Raw genomic sequence first — 16,095 nt, forward strand, 5'->3', positions numbered from 1 at the left:
CGTCTCGGCGTCAACCCCCTTGTGGCTCACGCCAGTCCGGCGGAGGCCCCGGCGCCAGGTCGGGGTCCGTGGCACCAAAGGTCCGCACCGGCCCTGGTGGCGTCCGCGGCCCCTCGAAGCGCACCGTCACCAGCGAGCGTCCCGACCCCCACACCCAGCCCGCGCCGAGGGTGGCGTGCACGACGTCCTGGCCCGGCCGCCATACCTGCGGTGCTGCCGCGGCCGGCTCCTGCGCCTCGGCCGGCTCCACCGGCGTGGCCTCGGCCTCCGGGGTGCCGAACAGGTCGTCCTGGACGAAGTCGGACAGGCCCGAGACGCCCACCCCGAGCAGCCGGACCCCGTCGGCGACGTCGACCTCGGCGAGCAGGCGGTATGCCGTGTGGGCCAGCGCGCGCCCGTCGTCCGTGGCCTGGGTGAGGGTGGTCGAGCGGGTGAGGGTGCTGAAGTCATACCGGCGCAGCTTGAGGGTGACCGTGCGACCGGCGGTGCCGGCCCCGCGCAGCCGGGCCCCGACCCGGGCGGTGAGCAGGTCGATCTCGCGGCGCAGCGCGGCCGGGTCGGTGATGTCGCGGGCGAAGGTCTCCTCCGCCGAGACGCTCTTGGCCTCGCGCTCGGCCACGAGCGAGCGGTCGTCCTGGGCCCGGGCCAGCCGGTGCAGCGAGGTGCCGTGGGCCTGGCCGAAGAGGCTGAGCAGGTCGGCCAGCTCCAGCCGGGCGAGGTCGCCAACGGTCTCGACGCCCAGCGGGCGCAGCCGCTCGGCGGTGGCAGGCCCGACGCCGCCGATCGAGCGGACCGGCAGGGGGTGCAGCACCTCCAGCTCCTCGCCGGCGTCGACGACGGTGAGGCCGTCGGGCTTGCGCAGCTCGGAGGCCACCTTGGCCATCATCTTGGAGGTGCCGACCCCCACCGAGGCGGTCAGCCCGCCGGTGAGGTCGCGGAGGCGGGCGCGCAGGTCGGTGGCCAGCGCGGTCACCGCCTCCACGCTCGGGTCGAAGCCGGGGATCTCGGCGAGGTCGACGTACGCCTCGTCGATGGAGACCTGCTCCACCAGCGGGGAGCACTCGCGCAGCACGTCCATGACGACCCGCGAGGAGAGCCGGTAGGCGTCGAACCGCCCGGCAAGGAAGGCCGTGCCGGCCGGTCCGCGTCGACGCGCTTCGGCGGTCGGCATGGCCGAGCGGATGCCGTAGCGCCGGGCCTCGTAGGACGCCGTGGCGACCACCCCGCGCCCGCCGACCCCGCCGACCACGACCGGCTTGCCGCGCAGCGAGGGCTTGTCGCGCTGCTCCACGGCGCTGAAGAAGGCGTCGAGGTCGAGGTGCATGACGCTGGGCCGCGACCGCATCGGACGCCTCACCTCCTGACTCGTGGGACCCCCCCATTCTCGGGGTCGCCCCTGACGGTGCGGTGGTAGACATCGACCCATGACCACCTCGACCCTGACCCTGCCGGACGGCCGCGTGCTGGAGTACGTCGAGGGCGGTGACCCCGCCGGCGTGCCCACCCTCGTCCACCACGGCACCCCCGGAGGCCCGGTGCTCGACCCGGGCTGGGAGTCCAGCGCCCGCGAGCACGGCCTGCGCCTGGTCCTCGCGGCCCGCCCGGGGTATGCCGGGTCGACGCGGCACCCGGGGCGGTGCGTCGCCGACGTCGTCGCCGACACGGTCGCCCTGGCCGACCACCTCGGCGTCGACCGGTTCGTCACCTGGGGCTGGTCCGGCGGCGGACCGCACGCCCTGGCGTGTGCCGCCCTGCTGCCCGGGCGGGTGGTGGCCGCGGCGACGCTGGCCGGCGTCGCGCCGTACGACGCCGAAGGCCTGGACTTCATGGAGGGCATGGGCGAGGGCAACATCGAGGAGTTCGGCCTGGCCCTGTCGGGCGAGGAGGCGCTGCGGCCGCTGGCGCAGGAGCAGGGCGCGGCGATGGCTGACGTGACGCCGGCGGAGCTGGCGGAGGCGATGGCGCCGCACCTGACCCCGGTCGACGCCGCGGAGATCACCGGCCCCGGCACCATCGGGGCGACGCTGGCCGCGCAGACGCGGACCGGCTTCGCGAGCGGCGTCGACGGTTGGGTGGACGACGACCTGATGTTCACCCGGCCCTGGGGCTGCAACCTCGACGGCATCCGGGTCCCGGTGTTGCTGCTGCAGGGCCGGCAGGACGCGATGGTGCCCTTCGGCCACGGCCAGTGGCTGGCCCGGCAGCTCGACGGCGTCGTCGACGCCCGACTGACCGAGGAGGACGGCCACCTGACGCTGGTGACGCGCCGCCTGCCCGAGGTGTTCGGCTGGCTGCGCGGGCGGTGGGACGCCGTCACGGGGTGAGCCCGTCCCGCAACGGCGTCCCTGCGCCGGCTCAGCCCTGCTGCGGCAGCAGGCCGGGCAGTGAGCGCGTGCCTTCGATCCGCACGGCCTGGAGCAGGCGCGGGTCGAGGCCCAGCAACCGCAGGATCGTCGGGGCGACCTGGGTGGTCTCCACCGGGGCGGGGACGCGGGAGCCGGGGTGGCCGGCCGGGCCGCTGACGACCAGCGGGACGTCCCGGTCCTGGGGGTCCGCGCCGCCGTGCTCGGCGATCTTGGAGGTCCCGCCGGTGAACACCACGCCGTGCCGGGCGATCCCGACGACGTCGGGGTGCCTGGCCTCGTCCACCCCCACGCCGAAGAACCGCGCGGCGTCGGTACCGGCGTACACACTGGTCAGCCCGGAGGCGGGCACGGTGCGGGAGGCGCCATGGATGTCGTTGCCGGTGGCGGGGTGGCCCAGCAGGTAGGCGCGGACGAAGTCCGTCGCTGCGGCCGAGCGGTCGCGCAGCCACAGCTGGACGATGTCGTCGTCGGTGCTGAACGCCACCAGGTCACCGGCGCCGGGGTGGGCGGTGGACCAGGCGTCGTTGATGCCCTTGAGGATCGGCGCGTCGGGGACGCGTGTCAGGTCGGCCGGACGGGTCGGGGACTGCCCGTGCTTGGCCGAGAGGATCACCGTGGTCGAGCCGGTCAGGTGCCGGGCCGCGAGCTCCTGCTCGAAGGCCCCCACCGAGGAGTCGACGAAGTCCAGCGCCTGGCTCAGGACCGGCCCGGGCGTGGTGCCGTCGGCGAGGTAGCCGCCGGGCTGGCCACCGGAGGTCGGCAGCTTCTGCGCGGTCGAGACCGACTGGAAGTTCATCCCGAAGATCGCCGGCACCCCCGCGTGGGTGCGGCCAGAGTGGTCCAGGCCGTTGATCTCGTTGAGGACGGCCCTGACCTTGAAGCCGTCGTACTGCCGGGTGGCCGCGTTGTCCTTGGTCCAGTCGTCACCGGTGGCGTAGCCGGGAGCGTCGCTGTTGATCTCGGGGGCGAACAGGTCGTCGAGCCCGGTGCCGGACGGGCCGCCGAGGATCTCGTAGGCCGGGTGCTTGTCCGACCAGGCGGTGTGCAGCCCGGCGCGCTTGGCGACCTCGAAGACGGTGTTGACCTTCAGCGCCTGGTGCGGCATCACCGGCCTGCAGGTGCGCGGGTCCACGGGCAGGGCGGCCGGGTTGAGCAGGGACTGCGGGTGGCCGGTCATCTGCAGGATGTCGGACGGCAGGTGCGACAGGCCCTGGCCGGCGTCGAGGCGGCTCTGGTCCTTGTCCGCGGCCTCGGTGAACGCGACCTCGGCGCCGGGGGAGGCACCCGCGCAATGCGTGGTGCCGGCGGGCAGCAGGCCGCGGTTCCAGGTGTCGTCGTAGTAGATCCCGGTGGTGCGGGGGTTGCCCCCGGTCACCTGGCCGACCATGCCGGGGAAGGAGTCGGAGGGCACGGGGGTGCTGGCGTGGGTGTAGCTGGTGCCAGTGCGCACCAGCCGGGCCAGGGCCGAGCCCGGGTGCACCAGCACGTAGCGGTCCAGGTCGCTCTGGTGCAGGCCGTCGACCGACAGCAGCAGCACATGGCGCGAGCCGGGGTGGCCGGCCCGAGGGCGCGGACTCGGGGCGGCAGAAGCGTGCGTGGCTCCCAGGGTGGCCACAGCGGCGAGGGCGACGGAGGCGGTGGCGACGGTGCGCCGGGATCTGGTCATGGTCGCAGTCAGTCGCGCACCGGCGACGTCCGCTCGCCCGGTGGCGGAACACTCGCGGTCCATCCGGCGAAGGAATGGTGCCGTGTGTGCGGGCTGTGCGGTCACTGTGGTGGCCGTCGCGCGCCTGCCGGATCACGGCAGGCACGCGGGCGGCGCTAGGTTCTGTGCATGGCCCGCCCCCATGCCGCCGCCGTCGTCGAGGATGCCGTCCACCGCCGCCTCGACACGTGGCTGCGCAAGCGTGGCTGGACCACCCGCACGATCACGTACACCGGTTACGGGTCAACGGATTTCGTCCGGGTGATGGCCCGGGTCGTCCTCGGCCGGATCGGGGACGGCAGGCCGGGCTCGGCCGACGTGGACGCCAGCGACGGCGAGCTGCGCCGGGCCGAGGAGGTGCGCCGCGGCTGGCGGGCGTTCCTCACCGCGCCGGCCATGGACGTGCCCGTCACGGTGCGGGTCAACGGCCGGTCGGTGACCACCCGCACCGACCGCGGCGGCTACATCGACACCCGCGTGCCAGATCCCGGCCTGGCGCCCGGCTGGCACGAGGCCACCATCGAGGCCCAGGGGGCCGAGCCGGCGACCGCCTCGGTCCAGGTCATCGGGTCGGAGGTGACGTTCGGCCTGGTCAGCGACATCGACGACACGGTCATGGTCACCGCCCTGCCCCGGCCGATGATCGCCGCGTGGAACACCTTCGTGCGCCACGAGCAGGCGCGCCGCGTGGTGCCGGGCATGGCCCCGATGTACCGCGCGCTGCTGGACGAGGCGCCCGGGTCACCGATCTTCTACCTGTCCACGGGGGCGTGGAACACGGCGCCGACCCTCACCCGCTTCCTCGAGCGCTGCGGCTACCCCGCCGGGCCGCTGCTGCTCACCGACTGGGGCCCGACCAACACCGGGTGGTTCCGCAGCGGGCAGGAGCACAAGCGCGCCGCGCTGCGCCGGCTCGCCCGCGAGTTCCCTCAGGTCCGGTGGATCCTCATCGGCGACGACGGGCAGCACGACCCCAGGATCTACGGCGACTTCGCCTCCGAGCGGCCCGAGCGGGTCGAGGCCATCGCCATCCGCGAGCTCACGCCCGCCGAGCAGGTCCTCTCACACGGCATACCGGTGTCCAACGAGGAGTTCGCGCCGCGGACCCGGCGCAGCGTGCCGGTCTGCCGGGCGCCCGACGGCTACGGGCTGCTCCGGTTGCTGCGGGCCGCGCGCTCCTGAGGTCCGCGCTCCCGAGCGCGTAGGATGCCGCGGTCAGCGGCGTCCCGGCTCGGCCGCGGCCTCGTCGGGCGTGGGGATGAGGTCGGCGGGCACCAGGGACCACACGGTGAGGTCGACCCGGCCCGCGTGGATGACGCCTGCGTTGCGGGCGATCCCCTCGCGCTGGAAGCCGGCCTTGTCGGCGACTCGCTCCGAGCCGGTGTTGCCCATGGCCGTGAGCAGCTCGACCCGCTCCAAGCCCTGGTCGGTCAGCGCCCAGCTGGCCAGCAACCGCACGGCGGCGGTGGTCACGCCACGGCCACGCACCCAGGGCGAAGCCCAGTAGCCGGTCTCGGTGGTGCGGGCGGTCCAGTTGGTCTTCTTCAGGTCGATGGCGCCGGCCAGCCGACCGTCGACCTCGATGGCGCGCACGAGCCCGGCGCCGCTGTCGCGCTGCGCCACCGCAAAGGTCTGGACGAACCAGCGGGCGTCGTCGCGGCTGTAGGTCCGGGGCAGCGGCAGCCAGCGCTGCGTCTCCTCGTCCGCGCAGGCCTCGGCGATGGCGTCCAGGTCGGCGTCGGTGAAGGGGCGCAGGCTCAGGCCTTCGCCTTCGAGGGTGACGTCGTCGAAGCGGGTGGTCTGGGTCGCGGCGGGCATGCCCGAATCCTGCCGGACACCGACGCCTTCCACGTAGAACATTTGCCGCGGGTCTGGCCCCAGTGAGCGGGTCTGCCTCAGAACGGGGGTGGACCGAGGGCGGTCAGGGTCGCGCCGTCCCCGCGCCGGAGGTCGGGCGTCCGTGGGACGCCGGTCGGGTCGTCGGCGGTCAGGGGAGCGTCGAGCGGATCGTCGTAGACCCGGGGGTGGGTGACGTAGGCGCGTCCGGCGGCGGAGCGCCAGTGCACGCGCCCGTTGTGGGTCATCGTCGAGGTCCACCAGCCGTGGCTCTTGAGGTTGTGGTGCCGCCGGTGCTTGGCCGCCAGGTTGGCCGGGTGCGTCGGCCCGAGAGGCCAGGCGATCTCGAGGTCGAGGTCGCAGCGCCGGGCCTCGACCTCGCAGCCAGGTCCGCGGCACACCCCGTCACGGTGGACGACCAGCTCGCGCATCCGGGGTGTGGGCACGTAGCGCTGGGTGCCGAGGTCGAGCAGCTCGCCGGTGACCGGATCGGTGACCAGCCGGCGCCAGACCGACCCGGCGGCGGTGGCGATCTCGCGGACGTGGTGGGCCTGGACGAAGCCGTGGCCGGGGATCTCTCCCGTGCCCTCGGTGACGCCGAGCAGGGTCGCGAGGGAGACGGTGACAGTGACGTGGGCGGCCGGCGGGCGTCCAAGCGAGCGGTAGGGCTCGTCGTCGGTGACCCAGCCGTAGAGCAGCAGGTCGAGCGCCACGTCGGAGCAGATCGCGTCGTGGGCGCGCTGGTCGCCCCGTCCCTCGGCCTTGAGCCGGCGGGCGATCGCCTCGATGCGCTCGCGCGCGGCGACGATCCGCTCCCCGTCACCGGTGATGTCCAGCCACCCGGTCCCGTTGGGCCGCAGGTCCGAACGGACCCGGCGGCGGGACACGGCGTCGGCCCGGGCGCGGCGTGGGTAGTCGCTGTCGTGCAGGACCAGCTGCCGCCGCAGGCGTCGCCGCAGTGTGGCGTGGGAGGCCGGCACGTCGCCGTCGTCGCCGAGCACCCGTCCGGCGATGCCGTCGGCCACGTCCGGTGGGCAGTGGCGGGTCTCCTCGAAGAGCAGCCGAGCATGGTAGGACGACAGGCACCCGGAGTGCATCCGCTCGCGGACGGTCGCGGTGCGCTCCTCCTCGGCGAGCGCGAACGACACCCGGGCGCGGCACTCGGTGTAGCCCATGCCGGTGGCCGCCTCGATCTCCGACGCTGCGGCCTGGGCAGCCTGCTCGCGCACCCGGTCCCACTCGTCGTCGGTCCGTGGTCGCCCCTCGGCAGACGCGCACAGGTCGTCGCGGGCCTCGAACACCCGCCCCGCCAGGGCGCGGGTGCAGTCGAGCGAGACCGCGTCGACCCACGCCTTGACCGCCTCGCCGGCCTCGATCACCCGAAGCGCCTCGTCGGCGGTGAACCACTGCGCCTCGGCGGGGGCGTCGGCACGCACCACCCGCACGAGGGCGTCGAGCACCTCGCGCGGCGTCGCCGACCTGCGGTCGAGCTGGTCCCCCATGTGTGGCACCCCCAGCGCCATGATTCGAACGTGTGTTCTACTCTAGGTGAGCAGCCCGCCTCGTCAAGGGTCGGTCAGTCGCCCGGCCACTCCCCGGTCCAACGCTCGAACGCCCGCGCCCCGCCGCGGTCAATCGCCGCCTTGACGACCGCGAACAGGGCGCCCTGGAGGGCCGCAGCCAGGAGCACCGCGCGCACCGGGTACTCCGACTCCAGTGCCTTGGGTGCGTCACCGTCGGACCCGACCGCGGCGCGCTTCCACACCTGCTTGAACAGTGCGCCCGCCACGATGCCGCCGACGATGCTGCCGGCCAGCCCAACGGGGCGGTAGAGCACCTTGGCCGCGGTGCTGCCCTGCTGCTCACTCCTGACGTGCTGACGAACGGTCATGCCGTTCCGCCTCCTTCGGGTCGTTGTCGCGGACCTCGGCCTCCCGGCCGCGGCTCTCCCGCAGCCGGCGGCCGCGCTCGACGTCCTCGGCCTCCTTGGCCTCGGCCTTCTCGATCTCGCGGGTGTCCCGTGGCGGCAGCTGCACCCTGCGCTCGGCGGGCAGGCCGGCCTGCAGCTCCCTGCCACGCTCGAGCTCGGCGTCCAGCTCGCCACCGAAGAGCAGCGCCAGGTTGCTGATCCAGAGCCACAGGAGGAGCACCACGGCTCCGGCGAGCGTGCCGTAGGTCTTGTCGTAGCTGGAGAAGTTGGCCACGTAGAAGCCGAACCCCGCCGACGCCAGGACCCAGACGACGATCGCGAGGACGGCGCCCACGCTGGTCCAGTGGAACCTGGGCTGCTCCACGTTCGGTGTCGCGTAGTAGAGGATCGCGACGATCACGATGACGGCCACGAGCATGACCGGCCACTTGGCGACGTCCCACACGAGTACCGCCGTGCTGCCCAGGCCGATGGCGTTGCCCACGGCCCTGGCCGCCGGGCCGGTCACCACGAGCGCCAGCGCCACCACCGCGGAGAGGACCACGGCAGCGAGCGTGACCAGCAGCAGCGCGGGGCGCAGCTTCCAGAACGGCCTTCCCTCGCGGATCCCGTACATCCGGTTCATCGCGCGGCCGAACGCCCCGACGTAGCCCGAAGCCGACCACAGGGCAGTCAGCAGGCCGAGCACGAAGGCGAGGCCGGCGGTGTGGGTGTGCTGGCTCAGCGAATCGAGCGCCGGCCGAAGCGTCTCGACCGCGGTGCCGGCCCCGACCTGGCGCAGGATGCCGAGCAGCGTGTCGACCGTCTGCTGCCCCTGCCCGAAGAGCCCGACCAGGGACAGCAGGGCGATGGTGGCGGGGAACAGCGCCAGCACCGAGTAGTAGGTCAGCGCCGCGGCGAGGTCGGTGCACTGGTCGGTGGAGAACTCGCGCGCCGTCTTGCGCAGCACGTAGCCCCACGAGGGCCTCGTCAGGTCGGTCGGTGCCTCGGGCTTGGCCGGGTGGTCCGGCGCCACCCGCCCGTGCCGACCCGCGGACCGGCTCATCGGCGGCGCCGCCGCCACACGACCAGCCCTGTCATCGAGGCCACGGCCGTGGCGGCCAGCGCCGCAGTCGGCACGACGTGGGTCCGCGCTGCGTCACGGGCCCGGGCCAGGCCGCGGGACACCCCCGCCTGGGCCCGGCTCTTGACGTCGAGCCGCTCGGTCAGCGCCTCGACCGTCTCGCCGAGCTGCGCGCGGGTGAGTGCGATGTCCTGCTCGAGCTCGGCCTTCGTCGCCGGGGACGGCTGGGAGTCGAGGGCGGGGCCGGCGGTGCCGGTCTCGTCATACGGTGTGGCGGCCATGGTGGCTTGCCTCCTTCACCTCGGCGACGTCGCGCTCGACGCTGTCGATGGTCTCGCGGGGCATGGGGGGTGCCGCCTCCTGCACCTGCCGGCGGCCGAGCAGCGCGGCGACCCCCGCGGCGGCGAAGACGACGACGGTGACGACCAGCGCAGCCAGCCACGCCGGCAGCACAAGGGACAGGGCCAGGATCGCCGTGGCAATGAGGGCTCCGAGCCCGAACCAGGCCAGGACCCCTGCGGCCCCGAACATCCCGGCACCGACGCCGGCATGCCTGGCCTTGCTGGTGATCTCGACCTTGGCGAGCTCCAGCTCGTCGCGGACGAGGCGGGTCGACTGCTCCGACAGCCTCGTCAGCAGCTCGGCCACGGAAGCGTCGTCGTGGACGATGGCGTCGGTCTCAGCCATGGCGGCCTCCGGTCGCCGCGGGCTCGCGGTGGTGCCGGTGGGTGCTCTGCATGGACAACCTCCCTGAGTCGGTCCCTGACCCGTGCCCGATCCGCCCACCCTCAAACGGTCCCCGTCCGCATGACGGTCGCCACATCCTGAGCGGCCCGGCCGGCGGACGCCCGCGGAGAGTTGCCGCGTTCGGCCGGTCGCTGTCGGTCCGCTGGGTCAGAATGAGGGCGTGCCGGAGCTGCCCGAGGTCCAGGCGCTCGTCGACTTCCTGCGCGAGCGCACGGACGGCCTCGCCGTCGCGGGGGTCGAGCTCGGCTCGATCAACGTGCTCAAGACCTACGACCCGCCGCCGCAGGCGCTGGCCGGCCTCCTCGTGAGCGGCGTGCAGCGCCACGGCAAGTTCATCGACCTCGACCTCGACGGCCTGCACCTGGTCTTCCACCTCGCCCGTGCGGGCTGGCTGCGCTGGTCCGACCAGCTGACCACCACGCCGGTGCGCCCCGGCAAGTCACCGATCGCCCTGCGGGTGCGCCTGTCCGACGGCAGTGGCTTCGACCTGACCGAGGCGGGCACGCAGAAGCGGCTCGCGGCATACATCGTCGAGGACCCGCAGAAGGTGCCCGGCATCGCGAGCCTGGGGCCCGACCCGCTGGCCGACGGCTTCACCGAGGCCGACTTCGCCGCGCTGCTGGCCGGTCGTCGCACGCAGGTCAAGGGCCTGCTCAAGGACCAGGGCTTCCTCGCCGGCGTCGGCAACGCCTACTCCGACGAGGTGCTCCACGCGGCCCGCCTCTCGCCGTTCGCCCTCGCCGCCGCCCTCGACGAGGAGGAGGTGGCGCGCCTCTACGCCGCCCTGCGCGACGTCCTCGAGCACGCGGTGGCGGCCGCGTCGGGCAAGCCGGCCAAGGACCTCAAGGACGCCAAGCGCGCCGGCATGCGGGTCCACGGCCGCACCGGTCAGGCCTGCCCGGTCTGCGGTGACGTCGTGCGCGAGGTGTCCTTCGCCGACTCCTCGCTGCAGTACTGCGCGACGTGCCAGACCGGCGGCAAGCCCCTGGCCGACCGCAGGCTCTCCCGTCTGCTCAAGTGAGTCCCGTCCCATCTGGCCGCCGGCGCTTGGGGTTCACGGGCTGCCGGATGGCAGGATGCCGCGCATGACCCAGATCCCCACGGTGACCGTCTCCGACGTCCATGACCACGCGACGATCCTCGACGTGCGCGAGCCCGATGAATGGGCCGCCGGCCACGCGCCCGGCGCCGTGCACATCCCGCTGGGCGACCTGCCGGCCCGCCTCGCGGACCTGCCCGACACCGACGCCGGCACCCTCGCGGTGACCTGCCGCGGCGGTGGGCGCTCCTCCCGTGCCGTGGCCTGGCTGCAGCAACAGGGCTTCGACGTGGCCAACCTCGACGGCGGCATGAAGGCCTGGCACGCGGCCGGCAAGCCGATCGAGGCCGACTCGGGTTCGGAGCCCTCCGTCATCTGAGCGACTCGACCGTCGTCACCACCGAGGTGACCGACGGGCGGGCCGGGGTCGAGCCGAAGCCGAAGCGCACCGGCGGGTGCACCGGGCGCAGAGCGCCCAGGTCCTCGCCCTCCCAGGCGCCGGCGGCGGTGCGCAGCGCGCGGACGTCCGTCGCGCCATACCACTCGCGCCGGCCCTGGCCGGCGGTCCCTCGCGTGCGCACGCCGCGCAGCACCACCCGGGCCAGCGGGTCGACCGCGCCCGCGAACCAGGGCGCGGTCGCGACGGGTGCCGGTATGCCGTGCAGCAGCCACCCCAGCGCGGTCCGGCGGCCGAGGCAGAGGGTCAGCGTCAACGGCCCAGCCTCGAGCCGCCACCGGTCCGCGGTGACGTCGACATCGACGGGCGTCAGCCGGACCTCGTCGAAGGTGTAGGTCGCCGCGACGAAGTCGGCCACCTGCTGCGTCGGGGCGAGCAGCACCCGGTGCCCGTCCGGCCGCTCCACCATGACGTCCGCGAAGGACCCCAGGGGCGACTGCGGCCAGCGGCCGATGACCACCCGGGTGCCGCCGCTGGTGCCCAGGCCCGCGATCTGCCCGGCGAACCGCCAGCGTGTGCCCCGAGCGCTCATGCGGCACAGGCTACGGGGGCGCCCGCACGGCCGTCGCGACACGATCGGCGACTATCGCGAGTTCTCGGGCAGGCGCTAGACAGCCGGATAGTCTCCGAGCGTGGACCCGATCCGGAACCCCTACGCCCCCGGAGCAGGCCAGCGGCCGCCGGAGCTGGCCGGCCGCGACGAGCAGCTGCGGGCGTTCGACGTGGTGCTGGAACGCATCGCCAGGGGGCGTCCCGAGCGGTCCATCGTCCTGACCGGGCTGCGTGGCGTCGGCAAGACGGTGCTCCTCAACGCCCTGCGCAGTGCCGCCGTCCGCGCCCACTGGGGCACCGGCAAGCTGGAGGCCCGCCCCGACCAGCGGCTGCGCCGCCCGCTCAGCGCCGCCCTGCACACCGCGGTCCGCGAGCTGGGGCACGCGCAGTCCGCCGAGGTGGACCACGTCCTCGGTGTCATCAAGGCGTTTGCCCAGCGGGAGGCGCCGGCCAACGCGAAGCTGCGCGACCGCTGGCAGCCCGGCATCGATGCCGCCGCGGTCCCCGGGCGGGCCGACTCCGGCGACATCGAGATCGACCTGGTCGAGCTGCTCACCGACGTGGGCGGACTGGCGGCGGATGTCGGCAAGGGTGTCGGCGTCTTCATCGACGAGATGCAGGACCTCGACCCCGAGGACGTGTCCGCGCTCTGCGCCGCCTGCCACGAGATCAGCCAGAGCGGCCTGCCGGTCATCGTCGTCGGGGCGGGGCTGCCGCACCTGCCGGCGGTGCTGAGCGCCTCGAAGTCCTACAGCGAGAGGCTGTTCCGCTACAACCGGATCGACCGCCTCGACCGCGCCGCCGCCGACCGGGCGCTGCAGTCCCCGGCCAAGGACGAGGACGCCGAGTTCGACGACGAGGCGCTCGAGGCCATGTACGCCGCGACCGCCGGCTACCCGTACTTCGTCCAGGCCTACGGCAAGGTGGCCTGGGACGTGGCGGTCGGCACCCCGATCAGTGCCGAGGACGTGCGCGTCGCGGCGCCCGAGGCTGAAGCCGAGCTGGCCGTGGGCTTCTTCGGCTCACGCTACGAGCGGGCCACACCGGCCGAGCGGGAGTACCTGCGCGCCATGGCCGACGCCGCGCTGGCCGAGGTGGAGGCGCTGGGCGAGGACGCCTCCGTCGACGAGGTCGGCTCGGTGCCCACCGCCGCCGTCGCCTCGATCCTGGGGCGCAAGCCGCAGTCGCTCTCGCCGGCGCGGGACGCCCTTCTCAAGAAGGGTCTGATCTACTCCGGCGAGCGCGGGCGGATCGCCTTCACCGTGCCGCACTTCGGGCGCTATCTGCGGGCCCACGGCTGACCCGCCGGCCCCAGGCGGCCGGACGCCCTTGACGACATACAACCGTTCGGTTGTACATTGGCGGCATGGACGAGAGGAACGAGGACCGGGCCGACGCCCTGTTCCACGCGCTCGCCGACCGGACCCGGCGCGACATCCTGCGCCGCGTCCTGGCGGGCGAGCACTCCGTCTCGTCGCTGGCGGGGGCCTACGACATGAGCTTCGCCGCCGTCCAGAAGCACGTCGCCGTCCTCGAGAAGGCCGGCCTGCTCACCAAGCGGCGCAGCGGACGCGAGGCCCTGGCGAGCGGCGACGTGGAGGCAGTGCGTTCGGTCGCCTCGATGCTCGACGAGCTCGAGGCGGTGTGGCGCGGTCGCATCGACCGCATCGATTCCCTACTCGCGGAGGAGAAGTGAGCATGCCCGTCACCGACATCACCAAGGACGTGGACACCCGCACCATCACGATCACGGCGTCGTTCGCCGCCCCCGTCGAGCGCGTGTGGGCGCTGTATGCCGACCCGCGCCAGCTCGAGCGCGTCTGGGGGCCGCCGACGTACCCGGCGACCTTCGTCGACCACTCGCTGACCGTGGGCTCGCGCACGACGTACTACATGACGGGCCCCACCGGGGACAAGCACGCCGGCTGGTGGCAGATCACGGCCGTCGACGAGCCGCGCAGCTTCGCCTTCGACGACGGCTTCGCCGACATGGACTTCAACGCCGCGCCGGGGATGCCGGTTTCGCGCAACGTCTACACGTTCGAGGCCGAGGGCGAGGGCACCCGCGCGACCTACGTCTCGACGTACGAGTCGGCCGAGGACCTGCAGAAGGTGCTCGACATGGGCGTCGAGGAGGGCTCCCGCCTGGCGATCAACCAGATCGACGAGCTCCTCGCCGCGGAGGCCTGACCGGATCGGGAGGCCCGTGCCGGTCGCGCCCGGCGGTGCGCGACCGGCATACCGGCGAAAACCCTTTGTCCGCACAGCGGCGACCCTGCTGCACTGGCACGGACAGCGACACCCAGGAACAGGACCCACTCCCATGCGCGAAGCCTTCATGCCCCGCCCGCTGACCCTCTTTGGTGCGAAGGACATGAAGCTTGGCACGGACACTCAACCTCGGGATCCTGGCGCACGTCGACGCCGGTAAGACCACCCTCACGGAGCGGCTGCTGCACACCGCCGGCGTGATCGACGAGGTCGGCAGCGTCGACCACGGCACCACCCACACCGACACCCTCGCGCTGGAGCGCCGGCGCGGCATCACCATCCGCTCCGCGGTCGTCTCGTTCACCCTCGGCGACGTCACGGTCAACCTGGTCGACACCCCGGGGCACTCCGACTTCATCGCCGAGGTCGAGCGCGCCCTGGCGGTGCTCGACGGCGCGGTCCTCGTCGTCTCCGCGGTCGAGGGCGTGCAGGCCCAGACCCGCGTGCTGATGCGGGTGCTGCACCGGCTGGGCATCCCGACGCTGGTCTTCGTCAACAAGGTCGACCGTGCCGGCGCGCGGCCCGAGGCGGTGCTCGCCCAGATCGCCGACCGGCTCACGCCGGATGCGGTCGCATTGGGTGAGGTCATCGGTGCCGGCACCCGGGGCGCGCGGGTCGAGCGCGCGCCGGACACCGACCCGGTCACGCTGGACCGGCTCGCGGAGGTCCTGACCCGGCACGACGACCGGCTGCTGGCGGCCTGGCTCGGCGACGACGGCGCAGGCGACGGCGTCGCTCCCGCCCGGCTGCGAGCCGCCCTGGCCGAGCAGACCGCCGCGGTGCGGGTGCACCCGGTCCTGTTCGGGTCCGCGGCCACCGGAGCCGGGGTCGCCGAGCTCATGGCCGCCCTGACCGCACTGCTGCCCACGGCCGCCGGCGACGCCGACGGCCCGGTGTCGGGCACCGTGTTCAAGGTCGAGCGCGGCCCGGCGGGCGAGCGCCTGGCCTGGGTGCGGATGTTCTCGGGCACCCTCCGGGTGCGCGACCGGCTCCCGGTGGGCGGCGCCGAGGCGCGCGTCACCGGGATCCGCGTGTGCGAGGACGGCGACGACGTGGTGAGCCAGGCGCTCGCGGCCGGCCGGGTCGGCGTCCTGACCGGCCTCACCGGCGCGCGCGTCGGTGACGCGGTCGGTATGCCCTGGGCGGGCGCTGCGCCCGCCCACCACTTCTCCCCGCCCTCCCTGGAGGCGGTCGTCGAGCCGTGCGACCCCCGCCGGCGCGCCGCCCTGCACGCCGCCCTGACCGAGCTCTGTGAGCAGGACCCGATGGTCGGCCTGCGGCAGGACGACGTGCGCAGGGAGCTCTCGGTCTCGCTCTACGGCGAGGTGCAGAAGGAGGTGCTGGCGGCGACCCTTGCCGACGACTACGGGGTCCCGGTCGGCTTCCGGGAGACCACGCCGCTGTGCGTCGAGCGAGTGCTGGGCGCGGGTGCGGCGTTCGAGCTGATCGACGTCGACCCCAACCCGTTCCTCGCCACGGTCGGCCTGGCCATCGAGCCGGCGCCGGTCGGGCACGGCGTGGACTTCCGGCTCGGCGTCGAGCTCGGGTCCATGCCGCCGGCCTTCTTCACCGCGGTGGAGGGTGCGCTCCGGGAGACCCTGCTCCAGGGCCTGCACGGCTGGGCCGTCCCCGACGCCGTGGTCACGATGACGCACTCCGGCTACTGGGCCCGGCAGAGCCACGCCCACGGCACCTTCGACGCCAGCATGTCGAGCACCGCCGGTGACTTCCGGCTGCTCACCCCGCTCGTGCTGGCCACCGCCCTGCGCCGGGCCGGCACCGTGGTCTGCGAGCCGGTCCACCGGTTCGAGGTCGAGGTGCCCGCCGACGCGCTCGGCGCGGTCCTGGCGCTCCTCTCCCGCGCGCAAGCCGTGCCGCTGGAGACGCAGGTGAGGCGCACGGCACACCTGCTGTCGGGGCTGGTCCCGGCGGCCCGGGTGCACGCGCTGCGCCAGCAGCTGCCCGGGGTGAGCCGGGGCGAGGGCGTGCTGGTCGACGCCTTCGACCACCACGAGCCCGTCCGCGGCCCGGCACCGGAGCGCGCGAGGACGGACCACAACCCGCTCGACCGCAAGGGCTACCTGCTCCACACGGTGCGTCGGCAGTGACCCTGCCATGCTTCGGAGAGC

At 73.9% G+C, this 16,095-nt stretch carries 17 protein-coding genes; 8 read left to right on the forward strand and 9 right to left on the reverse strand.

The window, feature by feature from the left end:
* Positions 1-10 precede the first annotated feature (10 nt).
* On the reverse strand, positions 11-1,345 hold the full coding sequence (locus FB474_RS17175; RefSeq protein WP_141790099.1) for a DNA polymerase IV: 1,335 nt from the start codon (positions 1,343-1,345) through the stop codon (positions 11-13).
* 79 nt (positions 1,346-1,424) lie between these two features.
* Between FB474_RS17175 and FB474_RS17180 the strand changes: the two genes are divergently transcribed.
* The gene (locus tag FB474_RS17180) at positions 1,425-2,324 is read left to right on the forward strand and encodes an alpha/beta fold hydrolase (RefSeq protein WP_141790100.1); all 900 of its coding nucleotides are present in this window, start codon (positions 1,425-1,427) and stop codon (positions 2,322-2,324) included.
* A gap of 31 nt (positions 2,325-2,355) precedes the next feature.
* Here the strand turns inward: FB474_RS17180 and FB474_RS17185 are convergent, their stop codons facing one another.
* Positions 2,356-4,032: an alkaline phosphatase family protein gene (locus FB474_RS17185; RefSeq protein ID WP_141790101.1), complete on the reverse strand. Its 1,677-nt coding sequence runs from the start codon at positions 4,030-4,032 to the stop codon at positions 2,356-2,358.
* 168 nt (positions 4,033-4,200) lie between these two features.
* On the opposite strand from FB474_RS17185, the gene FB474_RS17190 reads away from it, so the two are divergent.
* Complete coding sequence (locus FB474_RS17190; protein WP_141790102.1) at positions 4,201-5,253, forward strand: App1 family protein phosphatidate phosphatase; 1,053 nt, start codon at positions 4,201-4,203, stop codon at positions 5,251-5,253.
* Positions 5,254-5,286: 33 nt separating this feature from the next.
* On the opposite strand, the gene FB474_RS17195 is transcribed toward FB474_RS17190, so the two are convergent.
* The 6 genes from FB474_RS17195 to FB474_RS17220 form a co-directional block, all read right to left on the reverse strand.
* Positions 5,287-5,889: a GNAT family N-acetyltransferase gene (locus FB474_RS17195; protein WP_141790103.1), complete on the reverse strand. Its 603-nt coding sequence runs from the start codon at positions 5,887-5,889 to the stop codon at positions 5,287-5,289.
* 77 nt (positions 5,890-5,966) lie between these two features.
* Complete coding sequence (locus tag FB474_RS17200; RefSeq protein WP_185746244.1) at positions 5,967-7,409, reverse strand: HNH endonuclease signature motif containing protein; 1,443 nt, start codon at positions 7,407-7,409, stop codon at positions 5,967-5,969.
* A 74-nt stretch (positions 7,410-7,483) separates the two neighbouring features.
* Positions 7,484-7,798 (reverse strand): DUF4235 domain-containing protein, encoded by a 315-nt coding sequence (locus FB474_RS17205; protein ID WP_141790105.1) that lies wholly within the window; start codon positions 7,796-7,798, stop codon positions 7,484-7,486.
* Entirely contained in the window at positions 7,770-8,882 is a 1,113-nt protein-coding gene (locus tag FB474_RS17210) for a YihY/virulence factor BrkB family protein (RefSeq protein ID WP_221632657.1), read from the reverse strand. Before FB474_RS17210 ends, FB474_RS17205 begins: the two co-directional genes overlap by 29 nt.
* Positions 8,879-9,181 carry a DUF3618 domain-containing protein gene (locus FB474_RS17215; RefSeq protein ID WP_141790106.1) on the reverse strand — a complete coding sequence of 101 codons (303 nt, stop codon included), beginning with the start codon at positions 9,179-9,181 and terminating at the stop codon, positions 8,879-8,881. Before FB474_RS17215 ends, FB474_RS17210 begins: the two co-directional genes overlap by 4 nt.
* The gene (locus tag FB474_RS17220) at positions 9,162-9,587 is read right to left on the reverse strand and encodes a phage holin family protein (RefSeq protein WP_141790107.1); all 426 of its coding nucleotides are present in this window, start codon (positions 9,585-9,587) and stop codon (positions 9,162-9,164) included. The genes FB474_RS17215 and FB474_RS17220 overlap by 20 nt, the downstream gene beginning before the upstream one ends.
* A 220-nt stretch (positions 9,588-9,807) precedes the next feature.
* Here FB474_RS17220 and FB474_RS17225 point away from each other — a divergent pair, with 220 nt between their 5' ends.
* Together FB474_RS17225 and FB474_RS17230 are read left to right on the forward strand one after the other, a co-directional pair.
* Positions 9,808-10,668, forward strand: coding sequence for an Fpg/Nei family DNA glycosylase (locus FB474_RS17225; protein ID WP_141790108.1), 861 nt, complete (start codon positions 9,808-9,810; stop codon positions 10,666-10,668).
* Between the two features lie 64 nt (positions 10,669-10,732).
* Entirely contained in the window at positions 10,733-11,065 is a 333-nt protein-coding gene (locus tag FB474_RS17230) for a rhodanese-like domain-containing protein (protein WP_141790109.1), read from the forward strand.
* Here the strand turns inward: FB474_RS17230 and FB474_RS17235 are convergent.
* A complete protein-coding gene (locus FB474_RS17235) occupies positions 11,058-11,675 on the reverse strand; it encodes a hypothetical protein (protein ID WP_141790110.1) in 618 nt (205 codons plus the stop codon). The two genes, FB474_RS17230 and FB474_RS17235, sit on opposite strands and share 8 nt — an antisense overlap.
* 100 nt (positions 11,676-11,775) lie before the next feature.
* On the opposite strand from FB474_RS17235, the gene FB474_RS17240 reads away from it, so the two are divergent.
* The 4 genes from FB474_RS17240 (at position 11,776) to FB474_RS17255 (ending at position 16,074) form a co-directional block, all read left to right on the forward strand.
* The gene (locus FB474_RS17240; protein ID WP_141790111.1) at positions 11,776-12,996 is read left to right on the forward strand and encodes an ATP-binding protein; all 1,221 of its coding nucleotides are present in this window, start codon (positions 11,776-11,778) and stop codon (positions 12,994-12,996) included.
* Between the two features lie 65 nt (positions 12,997-13,061).
* Positions 13,062-13,391: an ArsR/SmtB family transcription factor gene (locus tag FB474_RS17245; protein ID WP_141790112.1), complete on the forward strand. Its 330-nt coding sequence runs from the start codon at positions 13,062-13,064 to the stop codon at positions 13,389-13,391.
* Between the two features lie 2 nt (positions 13,392-13,393).
* Positions 13,394-13,885, forward strand: coding sequence for an SRPBCC family protein (locus tag FB474_RS17250; protein WP_141790113.1), 492 nt, complete (start codon positions 13,394-13,396; stop codon positions 13,883-13,885).
* A 191-nt stretch (positions 13,886-14,076) separates the two neighbouring features.
* Positions 14,077-16,074 carry an elongation factor G gene (locus FB474_RS17255; RefSeq protein WP_141790114.1) on the forward strand — a complete coding sequence of 666 codons (1,998 nt, stop codon included), beginning with the start codon at positions 14,077-14,079 and terminating at the stop codon, positions 16,072-16,074.
* The last annotated feature ends 21 nt before the right edge of the window (positions 16,075-16,095 follow it).

Origin of the sequence: Oryzihumus leptocrescens (assembly GCF_006716205.1) — a bacterium.
GTDB classification, from domain to species: domain Bacteria; phylum Actinomycetota; class Actinomycetes; order Actinomycetales; family Dermatophilaceae; genus Oryzihumus; species Oryzihumus leptocrescens.